The 11228-nt window shown below is 37.7% G+C and carries 10 protein-coding genes and 1 rRNA gene; 4 read left to right on the top strand and 7 right to left on the bottom strand.

Annotation, left to right across the window (positions count from 1 at the left end; all coding sequences use genetic code 11):
- The 7 genes from B5D46_RS11250 to B5D46_RS11225 form a co-directional block, all read right to left on the bottom strand.
- A 16S ribosomal RNA gene (locus B5D46_RS11250) occupies window positions 1-186 on the bottom strand; the annotation flags it as partial.
- A 422-nt stretch (window positions 187-608) separates the two neighbouring features.
- A complete protein-coding gene (locus B5D46_RS12310) occupies window positions 609-1226 on the bottom strand; it encodes a histidine-type phosphatase (RefSeq protein WP_200805064.1) in 618 nt (205 codons plus the stop codon).
- A gap of 20 nt (window positions 1227-1246) precedes the next feature.
- A complete protein-coding gene (locus B5D46_RS12305; protein WP_200805063.1) occupies window positions 1247-1894 on the bottom strand; it encodes a histidine-type phosphatase in 648 nt (215 codons plus the stop codon).
- Window positions 1895-2140: 246 nt separating this feature from the next.
- On the bottom strand, window positions 2141-2704 hold the full coding sequence (locus B5D46_RS11240) for a flavodoxin (protein ID WP_078929534.1): 564 nt from the start codon (window positions 2702-2704) through the stop codon (window positions 2141-2143).
- Between the two features lie 217 nt (window positions 2705-2921).
- A complete protein-coding gene (locus tag B5D46_RS11235; protein ID WP_078929533.1) occupies window positions 2922-3443 on the bottom strand; it encodes a nitroreductase family protein in 522 nt (173 codons plus the stop codon).
- A 33-nt stretch (window positions 3444-3476) separates the two neighbouring features.
- On the bottom strand, window positions 3477-6611 hold the full coding sequence (locus B5D46_RS11230) for an efflux RND transporter permease subunit (RefSeq protein WP_078929532.1): 3135 nt from the start codon (window positions 6609-6611) through the stop codon (window positions 3477-3479).
- Window positions 6612-6614: 3 nt separating this feature from the next.
- Entirely contained in the window at window positions 6615-7739 is a 1125-nt protein-coding gene (locus B5D46_RS11225) for an efflux RND transporter periplasmic adaptor subunit (RefSeq protein WP_159443108.1), read from the bottom strand.
- A gap of 265 nt (window positions 7740-8004) precedes the next feature.
- Between B5D46_RS11225 and B5D46_RS11220 the strand changes: the two genes are divergently transcribed.
- The 4 genes from B5D46_RS11220 to B5D46_RS11205 all read left to right on the top strand — a co-directional run.
- Window positions 8005-9030 (top strand): hypothetical protein, encoded by a 1026-nt coding sequence (locus B5D46_RS11220; RefSeq protein WP_078929530.1) that lies wholly within the window; start codon window positions 8005-8007, stop codon window positions 9028-9030.
- On the top strand, window positions 9023-9469 hold the full coding sequence (locus B5D46_RS11215; protein ID WP_078929529.1) for a CesT family type III secretion system chaperone: 447 nt from the start codon (window positions 9023-9025) through the stop codon (window positions 9467-9469). Before B5D46_RS11220 ends, B5D46_RS11215 begins: the two co-directional genes overlap by 8 nt.
- A gap of 187 nt (window positions 9470-9656) precedes the next feature.
- Entirely contained in the window at window positions 9657-10754 is a 1098-nt protein-coding gene (locus B5D46_RS11210; RefSeq protein ID WP_078929528.1) for a DUF4885 family protein, read from the top strand.
- A gap of 135 nt (window positions 10755-10889) precedes the next feature.
- A partial coding sequence (locus tag B5D46_RS11205; protein WP_143675675.1) for a transposase family protein occupies window positions 10890-11228 on the top strand: 339 nt, incomplete at its 3' end.

Below are 11228 nucleotides of genomic sequence, written 5' to 3'. Positions count from 1 at the left end.
CTGTATGCGGTATTAGCAGTCGTTTCCAACTGTTGTCCCCCTCTATCAGGTAGCTTCCCAAACTTTACTCACCCGTCCGCCACTCGTCATCAGGAAAAGCAAGCTTTTCCTATGTTACCGTTCGACTTGCATGTATTAGGCCTGCCGCCAGCGTTCAATCTGAGCCATGATCAAACTCTTCGATAAAAAAGATTTTGATTTAAATTTTTTGATAGTCCCTCAGCCTTAGCTTTCTCTATCTTTTTGTTTCCCTCTTCCGAGGGCCCACACAGATTGTCCGTACTTGTTTTTAAAGAACTTTTATAAAACGCTTGGTTTTATTTCGTTGTCTCTTGCGTGACAACGGGAAAGAATTATAGACTCTTTTTTTTTAGTGTCAAACATTTTTTATTATAACTTTGTCACATTTTTTAAAATTCGCTTGTGTATGCGATTCTTAGATTTCAAATAGTATATTTTATTTTACATGTTAATTTTTAGCATTCTCTTAGAGAATCAAAATCGTAAGAATTATTTTTATTTCTTTTTGATTTAAAAATAAAAAAAGAGATTTTCTTTTTATATTCAGAAAATCTCTTAACAAATGAGGAGAAGATTTAACTTAGTTATTAAGCTGCCTTCTTAACTTCCTGATCTTTTGGCAGATCATCATAAGCATCGATAGCTTTCTTAAATCTGCTCTGAACATCCTCTAAAAGGTATAGACCATCGCTGTTAGCCTTTAAGCCTTTTAGTTTGATTGGGAAGCACTCTGGAGGAGTTTCTAAAGTTAAAGCGGTACGATCACGTAACTGAGCAGTGTTCTGATAAACAATGCTTAGACCAACATATTCTTTTCCATCGGTGCCTTTGAATTTCTCTAGAACTAGCTTTGAGCCGATTGGAGTCTTCTTCTCAATGCTGTTTGGAAGAGAGTATTCCTCAACCTCTAGAGCAGCAAGGACACTGGCAATGTTGGAGTCATGACCGCATAGGAAAGTGAATTTACGTGTATTTAAAGCTAGTTCTTCACTCATTAACTTCAGTAAAGGATGAGCTACATTGACTGCAACTGAAGGAGCAGTGAATAGAACATCACCGTAAATGTCCTTAATTGAAGCAATCAGTTCCCATTCTTTCTGTGTTAACTTGTGTCCAAAGCCAGCCTTAACGGGATCCTTTTCCTCATAGTACTGAAGAATGAATGCATCGGAAGCTGAATTTGCCAGCTTTAAAGAACCTTTCATAGCAGGTTCCTTATTCTGCTCTAGGATAATCTGAAGATCATTGTCTTTGAATTAGGAGAATCTTTCAGATCTAATGCCTTTTCAATGGTTCTATACTGAGCAGTCATATTCTTGCCGATACCCTGCAGACCGGCATCTCCACCCATTGAACCGATTTCCTTCATTGCCTGATACATGAATTCATTTGAAATGAAGGTAAGCTGAGGATTAAATACAGGATCCATCTTTGATGGAGCAAACTTATGCTCAATTGTTACATTTGCAACTGGAAGCATACCAGATGAGAAATACTGGGCTGTTGCAATAGTACGCTGCATTGAGTTTGCGTAGAAGCGCATTTCACCTTCAGCTGGAATGTAGTTCTCTGTCATAAGACCATCTGAAACCAGTCTCTTGCAGAAATACTGGCCCATCATGGTTTCAAGCTGGCCACCGCGAAGAGATAACTCGCTAGGACCTGAAGTCCAGTTGAACCATTTGTGAGGAGTAACGTTTCCTAAAGCAGAACCGTTTCCTGAAAGAGGAGAGCGAATGTTATGACGGCTTAGAACAACCATCTCTTCAAGCTGGTATTTATTGCCAAAATCTGCAGGTCTGGATGCATATACAGAACTTGATAATGCAAGCATAGATGCACATAAGGCAAATGCCATTGATTTAATCTTCATTATGTAAACTCCAATATGTTTTTAAATATTTTTTTAGATTTTTATTTTGTATCTGTATAAAGAGTTTTATACATGACAGGGAAAAATTTTATATAAATTCACAGATATTTCAGTTTATAAATAGGGAAAATTAGATGAATACAGAAAAATATAATAGACAATGCGACAAAATAAGATCTTAATCACTAAATTTAGAAAAAGTGATTGAACCTGACCAAATTAGGCAAATTATACAAGAAAAAAATACTACAGAGATGAAAGCCAGTCTTCAACATTTTCCTGCATTTCATCAGGACGGAAACGACGGCCAGTAACAAAATTAAGAGATGGATAAAGAGTTTTTAACTCATCAATATAATTAAAGACAGGAGATCCGCCTGAGGTAACAAACAGGTAGATTTTCTTTCCCTTCAGATCATACTTATCCAGGAAGGATAAAATAATCTTAGGAGGTTTTCTAAACCAGACTGGTGAACCTAAATAAATCACATCGTACTTAAGCACATTTCTCAGATCATTTGCGATTTCAGGTCTTATTTTAGGATCGGTTGATTCCATTGTTGCTCTGCAGTTTTCAAGTCTGTAGTTCAGATCATCTGCAGTATAAGGAACCTCTGGAACAATCTCCATAAGTGGAGCTTCTTTAATGTTGGCAATCATATGTCCAACATACTTTGTATGGGAATTTGGAGAAAAAACAACTACAGCTGAGGTTTCCTCAGAATCCTCAGGATGAGCACTTAACGTGCCTAATGAAAAAACAGCAAACAGTATTGCTATTAGTACTTTTAGTAGTTTTCCTTCAAACATAGGTGAACCGTGTAGAACAGCTACTACATTTGTAGTAGCTGTAATTTGTCTTTTGTTAATTAGATCACATAAACAAAAGATCGCATTTATTAGTAAATTCAACAGGTTAACTGTTAATTTACCTTTTTTACATACCTCATCGCTTTGCGATGGCGCACATTATATCAGAAAAAATTAGACATGGAAGTGTAAATTTATTTATACAAGTAAATTTTTTTTACCACTTATCTGTATGAACTTTCTCAACCTCATAAAGGTCTCTGATTTCACTTGTATTATCAAGAGGATAACCAAAAGCCAGCGTAGCAAAAGGTATCACATTACTTTTTAAGGAAAACAATTTCTGAAGAGCGGAATATTTTGCCTTTTCAGGATATGTTCCCAGCCAGACACTTCCTATTCCAAGAGCATTTGCAGCCAGAATCATGTTCTGAGCAGCAATAGCGCAGTCAATTTGCCAGTATCCTTCTTTTCCAAGATAACCTTTATCTGTATCACCACAGACAAGAATTCCAAGTTTAGCTTTCATAAGTGGCGCTGAATAAGGACCGTTAGCTTCTGAAATTTTCTTTAGAATTGAAGTTTTCTGAGTAACAATAAACTCAAAAGGTCTCATATTTACTGCAGTAGGTCCACTCATACCAGCTGTCAGTATAGTTTTAATATCTGCCTTTGAGATTTCTCTGTCTGAAAACTCTCTGACGCTCTTTCTTGATAAAATTGTTTCAATTCCATTCATAGCAAAACTCTTTAATCTTATTTTTCTGATCTGTCAGCTTTTACGTTTTCTTAATCTCCATTTTCTAATCAGAAACAGAGATGAAACCATAACAAAAAATCCTGGGATAAAGGATACTCCTACAAATGTTGCGAAAAGTGTGCCTCCAACAATTGCGGTTCCAATCGAAATCTGACTTGCAGCACCAGCACCTGTTGCAAACATCAGCGGGAAAACACCTAAAAGAAATGCAACTGAAGTCATTACAATAGGTCTGAAACGTATTGATGCAGCTTTTTTCGCACTCTTTATTAATGATAGTCCACGAAGATTAAATTTATGGGCATATTCTATGAGCAGGATGGCATTCTTGCAGGCCAGTGCTCCTGATGTCAGAAGACCAATCTGCAGATAGACATCATTTACAAGTGATCTTATGAAAACAAAAAGCAGTGCGCCTAAAATTCCGAACGGAATAATAAAAATAACTGAAACAGGAATAGTCCAGCTTTCATACAGGGCAGCTAAAATCAGAAATACAATTAAAGCAGACAGGAAGAAAAGCTTGGTTGACTGAGCACCTAAGAGTTTTTCCTGAAATGACTGCCCCTGCCAGGCATAGGCATAATTATTAGGATGCTCTGATACTATTTTTGCTATAGCATCCATAGCCTGACCAGAACTAATTCCTTTAACAGGATCTCCTGAGATAGGAATTGATGAAATGCCGTTGAATCTCTGACTCTGAACAGGACCGTAATCAAATCTGGCCTTTGCAACACTGTTAAGAGGAACCAGCTGATCCTGAGAGTTTACAAGATTCATTTTAAATAAATCGGATAGTGATGTTCTATATTTTGCATCAGCCTGAACATAGACTCTTTTGATTCTTCCTCTATCCAGAAAATCATTTACATACTTTCCTGCCCAGGCGACAGAAACATTGTTGTTGATAACCTCAGGAGACAGATGATGTGATATTGCCATGCTGTCATTAAAACTCATAATCAGCTGAGGTGAATCAGGCATGGAATCTGATCTTACATTGGTTATAACTCCACTCTGATTGGCTGTCGTAACAATTTCGTTTATATCTTTGACAAAGGTATCTCTGTCTATTCCCATTATGTTCTGAATCTGGATACTGAAACCGGCAGAAGGTCCCATGCCTCTGACTCCACTTGGAAGTACAACATTTATTCTTGCTGATTCATGATTCTTAAAATGAGCATAGGCTCTGTCCTTGATGGACATGGCAGTATTTTCATCCCCTGGTCTGTCATCCCATTTTTTGAGTTTTACATAAACAGATGCCACCGACTGACCTCTTGAACCGCCGCCACTGAAACCAAGTGAAGCCATAATGCCTTCAATATTGTCCTTCTCGTTTTCCTCAAAGTATGACTGTACCTCATTGGCAACCTCTCTGGTCTGTTTTTGAGAGGCTCCGGCCGGCATGGTAATGTTTGCAAAGAGAATCCCCTGATCTTCTGTTGGCAGGAAGGATGATGGAATTATCTTAGCAAGACCAATGCTTATAAGACCTAAAACCACCGATACCATAAAGCACAGCTTAAGATGCTTTAAAAGATAATCAACATAGATAAGAAACTTCTCACGGGAAAGCTCTAAAAGTCTTACTCCGATATCGGATTTTCTGTGGCCTATGAGATTTACTCTACGCAGAGGCTTTTTTAGATACCTTGCACACCATGAAGGTGTAATAATCACAGCTACGGCAATGGAGAACAGCATCGCACTGACAATACTTACAGAAAACTGTCGATAGATTTTTCCTGTAGCACCAGAGAAGAATCCCATAGGAATGAAAACTGCAGCAATTACAAGTCCGACACCAAACAGAGCAGATGAAATCTCTGACATGGATTTTAGAGCAGCATCCTTTGGAGATAAGTCCTGTTCTACCATCAGACGGTTGATATTTTCCACAACCACAATGGCATCATCTACCAGAAGACCAATTGAAAGTACAATTCCAAACAGGGTCAGAGTATTGATGGAATAACCTAAAAGATACAGCACGCTAAAGGTGGCGCTGATAACAATAGGAATGGTCAGACAGACTATAAGAGTTGCTCTTATATCTCTTAAAAACATCAGAATAACCAGAGCAACCAGAAGCAGAGCCTCACACAGTGTTTTTAAAACTTCATGAAGTGAAGCGGTAACAAATGGAACCGTATCATAAGGAATAGCATACTGAAGACCTTCTGGAAGATTATGCCTTACGCTTTCAAGAAAATCCTCAATTCGCTGAGCAGTTTCTACTGCATTGGCTCCGTCAGTAAGATCGATTGAAACTGCGGTTACAGGATACCCGTTATAGTTTCCAGAAAAGGTGTAGCTTTCACGACCAAATTCAATTCTTGCAACATCCTTAAGATAGACGGTAGCACCGTTCTCATATGATTTAAGAACAACCTTCTCAAAATCCTCAATTGAACTTAGCATCTCACGGGATTTGATAGTTATGTTAATAGGCTCATCATAATCATTTGGCAGTGCACCTAACTGACCGGATGAAATCTGTCGGTTCTGAGAACTCAGCGCATTTACAACATCCTGAGGATTCAGCTTATAGGATGCAAGCTTATCAAGGTTAAGCCAGATTCTAACTGCAAAGGCAGAGCCGAATACCGAAACACTGCCCACTCCGTTGATGCGGCTTAACTGATCCTGAAGTACCGAAACCACGAAATCCGAGATGTCTTCCTGAGACATCGAACCATCTACACAGTAAAAGGCTATTCTCTGCAAAGTATCCTCTGAGACCTTTCTTACGGAAACACCGTTATCCTGTACGGCCTGAGGGAGCCTGCTCATTATATTCTGCAGACGATTCTGAATCTGCATCTGCGCAACATCCGGATCAATTGATGGATCAAAACTGAAACTGATGTTTGCATCACCCTCTGAAGTCGATCTTGAGGAGAAATATAATAGACCATCAAGGCCTGACATCTGCTGTTCTACAACCTGAACTACAGAATTTTCAATAGTAATTGCAGATGCACCGTTGTACCTTAAAGTCAGTCTTACAGATGGAGGTGCAATATTAGGAAAACGGGCAATCTCAAGATTAGGCACACACAGAAAGCCCATAAGAATTGTAATAAAGGCAACAACCGTTGCAAGAACAGGGCGGTAGATAAAAAAGCGACTCAGCATGCCCTACTCTCCTGAACTTACTTTAACTTTAATCCCATTTTTTAGCAGTTTCTTTCCGCTGACAACTACCATGTCACCTATATTAAGTCCGGATTTAACCAGATAATAGCCATTTACAGCTCTTGCAAGCTCAACTCTCTGACGTAATGCGATATCATCCTTTACGACAAACACAAAGGTCTCTCCCTTAGGCTCTCTTATAATCGCACTTTCAGGAATACTCAGAGAATCTTTTGCAACACCATAGTCAATGACAGCGCTCACTGTCATACCAGGAAGAAGAATATGATCCTCATTATCAAAGATTGCTCTTAAAGTCAGATTGCCAGAGTCTTCATCCACAACAACCTCATGAAACTTGAAAGAGCCTTCTTTTACAAAATGATTGTCTTCAGATAGTGAAACCTTTACCTTAAACCCATCTTTAGGCATGTGGAGTTCACCGTTTTTTAGTCTGAGCTGCCATCTTCTAAAGGAATCCGCACTCTGCTGCAGGTCAACATAAACCTTTGAGATATCAACTACAGTTGTCAGAAGGTCACTCTGATTCTGTGTCACCAGTGCGCCTTTTGTTACATTGGATTTACCGACGATTCCGTCAATTGGAGATAAAACTCTGGTGTACTCAAGATTGAGCTTGGCATCCTCGAAATTTGCAAGAGAGATTTTCTGCTGAGCTAACGCCTCTGCATATTCAGATTTGACGTTTTCAAGCTCCTGATTACTTACAGAGTTTGTTTTCTGAAGATTTCTGTATCTATCAAGCTTGATTTTAACCAGATTGAACTTGGCACAGTATTTCTGATACTCTGCCTCAGTGTAGTCATAACGATTTTTAAATGGACGGTCATCGATCTGGTATAGAGGCTGATCTTTATTTACGGTCTCGCCTCCAGAGAATAGCTGATCACGAATAATACCGCTTATCTGAGGACGTATGTCTGCACTTTCATAAGCCCTGACACTGCCGTTTAAATGAGCAGTCAGCGACACATCCTGTTTTTCAAGGCGTACAACCTTAACCTCAATTTCCTGTTCACTTTTATTCTTTGCATTCTGATAATCCCTGCAGCCAAAGCTGAATACAGAAGCCAGGAAAAAAGCACAGACTACTAGTTTTCTGTTCACGATACTATCTCTATACATTATTCACATTCATAGAATAACGAAAATGCAGCTACGATAGTTTGAGATTTAATATATTTTGATAAAAATTGATGCTCACTGTCACAAAACAGCCATTTTATCTTCTTCACTCACCATAAATACTATAAAATTATAAATGTAGTTACAATTATTCATCTTTAAACAGATTTTCAAGAAGAATAAGACTTAAGAATATTCACAATTTAAAAAAGTAAAAACACATTTTTTGATTTGGGGGACAAAGAATATGTCAGATAAGATTGATGTTAACAATATCAACGTAGGTCCACTGTTACCTCAGGATGATGAGATTAAAGTTAACGGCAATAAAGTACCTGAGAACCTTAAGAACGTTAAGATCGACAATCCTCCTCCAGCTCAGAAGAATGATCTTCCTGACTCACCTGTTGAGCTTAGAAAGCAGATCGATAGGATTGTGTCTACAGAGCTAAGCCCTTTGGCAGCAAGTATCGCCAATAGCGCATTTGAAGCTCTAAAGGCAGAAGTTGCCCTGGAAGAAATCAAAGCAAATATTGAGAGAGCTAAAAAAGATTCTGAGGATTTGCGAGAACAGCGCAAGCTTAATCAGAAAGAATATGAGAAGATATTACAGCTGCTTCATATGGCTGTAAAAGAAAGAAATCAGATATCTATCGGCCAGATGCCTGTTATCAGAAGTGAAACAGATCTTACAGATTATGTAAGACTTCAGCTTAAAAATGATGTTTCAAGAGGAACCTCATCAAAGACAGGCGTAGCTTTGGACAGCGATAACATCAATCGTGATGTATTTGAGTTTAAAGGTCTGGTTTTCAGAGCAGATAACCGCTCTCCAGATGAAATCAGACAGGCTGGAGGCTTTACCTCTCGCAACGATCTTTCCGTTGCTGACAACAAAATAGAGGCTATGGGCCTTGGTAAGACAAAAGGTGCGACCGGACCAAATGGTGTATCCACAGCGGATAATATTCAGAACAGCAAGAATTATCTGACAAATCCAAAAGGTCGAATCTACATCATTGATACATCAAAGCTTGGTGAAAATGAACATGCTTATTCAATGAGAGATATTCTTTTAAAGAATAAGATAAAGAATCTTGATGAATGCGGTGGTGAGGTGAACATTACAAAGATTCATCCAGGTGCAATTATTGGATGGATTCAGCTCCCTGAGGGTATGGTAACCAGCAAGTCCAACATATCCTTAGAACAGATCTCAGTTGGGATCAACACCGGTGCTGTTAAGGTAGAACTGAATAAAGATTATGTTTAATACGGAAAATAATTTTGTAACACTGATTGATACTCTAGGTTCAAGACTAAAGGTCTCTATCATGATGAGTCCGCAGAATACCTGCTGTCTCGTATTTGATAGAGATCCTGTCAATTTTGAAATAAAAAATAATATTCTATACATCTATGCCCCTATTTATTCTTCTGAAAACTGCGAGAAGAAAGTTCTTTTAGAAATGCTTGAGGAGAATCATTTGGGAGATGTATTTACAAGTATAAGTCCCTCAACAAAAGATCTTTGTCTGAATATGCTTGTAACCTATGAGTGTGAGTATGAGCTCTTTGAGAAACAGCTTTCTGTTTTTGTAAGCAAGCTAAGAGAACTCAAAGAGAAGGTAAAAGGAAATTACCTTGATCAGGATAATAATTCCTCTACTCAGTCTGTAAAAGACATGATTGTCACAGCTTTGCCAGTTTAATTGTTTATATTGCAAACTACTGGCACTTCTTCAAAATATTAAGTGTTTTTCAGCAAAGGTATCACACCTCTGCACAGACGCTTCTTTTCAATCGAAAAATATCCCACAAACCTTTTTACAGAGTCAGGATTAAATCCAGGCCAGATTACTGCCGTTAATAAAGGTATAAGGAGAGAGGAATTTGGCTATGATTAAATCATCATCACTGAGTCTAAAAAACTACTTATCAATGCTGATTCTCAGAAAAAGTAAAAACATTGATAACAACAGTATTTTATCCAGAGTCAGTGAAACTGTTAGCAGATTAAAAGAACTAACTTCAAAAAATGATGAATTTATTCATTCGACTCCATCAGAGAATGCCTTTACCTATTCAAAATCAGGAAAATACAATGTCAGTCTGCAGCCAAACAGAGAATTCGTTTCAATTTCAACACTTGAAAATGCATTCTCAGATGCCAAGAACTCAAATCTAAAAGCCTTAAATAACTCAGGAAATACAATTGTTGCAAACAATCAGGATAAATATACAAGCGCCATAAACGTAATCAATAACCTGAACACTCATATCCAGACAGATGAATACAGGATAAACGGAATGGTTAATGATGCGGAGAAAAACGCATTTAACCGAAAGATGGTGAATAACCAGATTAACAATATTCTAAAGGAAAATGGAATCGAGCTAGATAGTGATTTTACCTGTGATTTTGTTATTGATCCTGATAACTACAGAATTACTGTAGAGAAGTGTGATAATCAGGACCTTAAAGAAAAAATTGAGCAAGCATTAAACGATGGTGATGAAAATAAGGATTTTGTAGATCGAAACGGAAGAAATCTTTATAACCATATATATTTATCAGGCAAGGATTATAAAAATTCACAAATTACACATGACGGGCAACTTAAACGCTACGTCAATGACCTGGTACAAGAAAAAACAGGAATCAATCTAAAGGACTGCAAGAACGTTGGGGATGACTTTATTACTAATGATGGTCAGAGTGTAAAAGAATTATTCCTAAAACAGGTTGAAGATGAAGAAACCACTCCGGAAAACATTCGTACATTTAAAGAACTAAGAAGCTTTTATTTAACTCAGGTAAAAGACTTTGATTTTACTGACGATAACAAACAGGTATTAAGAATTACCTATTCCAATAAAGGTCTGCATGACATAGGTCAGTCTCAGGACTTTGGAGGAGACCTAAGTTTTATCAGAGAAATGGAAGAAGAAGCCAGCAAAAAGGACTCAAGACGAAGCTTCACATGCTTCATTTAATTTGCAATTATCCAAAAAAAAAGGCTCTAAATAAAATTTCGGGGTCATGTTCTAAATACATAAAGTAGAGCGCAAATAAAAAGAGCGGAGTTTTATAAAATTGTTTTGTCCAGAAACAAAATATAAGCTCCGCTCATGATAGATAGTATACAAGAATATTTAGAAAAAAGATTTTTCTTTGGCTTCAAAATTTCTCAGCTTGAGGAAGTCGGTTCAGACCTTCATCTATATTTAGAAGCAATTTCTCCTGGAATGTGTCAGCAGTGTAAATGCAGACAGACAAACATCCATGATTATTATCCAAGAGAGATTAGCGAACTACCTATCCTTGGAAAAAACGTAATTGTTCATCTAAAAGTAAGACGAGTCATTTGTCAGCACTGTGGCTTTAAAGGCGTTGAGTTCATCCGCTGGCTGTCTAAAAGCAAATATGCACATACAACCCAAAGAAAGAATGATGCTGTTATAGAAGAC

This window comes from Succinivibrio dextrinosolvens DSM 3072 (assembly GCF_900167015.1).
GTDB classification, from domain to species: domain Bacteria; phylum Pseudomonadota; class Gammaproteobacteria; order Enterobacterales; family Succinivibrionaceae; genus Succinivibrio; species Succinivibrio dextrinosolvens.
The sequence above is the reverse complement of the archived record's forward strand: the minus strand, read 5'-3'. Positions and strand labels throughout refer to the sequence as shown.

Coding starts and splice junctions, on each gene's coding strand:
- B5D46_RS12310 (WP_200805064.1), bottom strand. CDS start 1,226: ATGAAAGGTTCTTTAAAGCTGGCAAATTCAGCTTCCGATGCATTCATT.
- B5D46_RS12305 (WP_200805063.1), bottom strand. CDS start 1,894: ATGAAGATTAAATCAATGGCATTTGCCTTATGTGCATCTATGCTTGCA.
- B5D46_RS11240 (WP_078929534.1), bottom strand. CDS start 2,704: ATGTTTGAAGGAAAACTACTAAAAGTACTAATAGCAATACTGTTTGCT.
- B5D46_RS11235 (WP_078929533.1), bottom strand. CDS start 3,443: ATGAATGGAATTGAAACAATTTTATCAAGAAAGAGCGTCAGAGAGTTT.
- B5D46_RS11230 (WP_078929532.1), bottom strand. CDS start 6,611: ATGCTGAGTCGCTTTTTTATCTACCGCCCTGTTCTTGCAACGGTTGTT.
- B5D46_RS11220 (WP_078929530.1), top strand. CDS start 8,005: ATGTCAGATAAGATTGATGTTAACAATATCAACGTAGGTCCACTGTTA.
- B5D46_RS11215 (WP_078929529.1), top strand. CDS start 9,023: ATGTTTAATACGGAAAATAATTTTGTAACACTGATTGATACTCTAGGT.
- B5D46_RS11210 (WP_078929528.1), top strand. CDS start 9,657: ATGATTAAATCATCATCACTGAGTCTAAAAAACTACTTATCAATGCTG.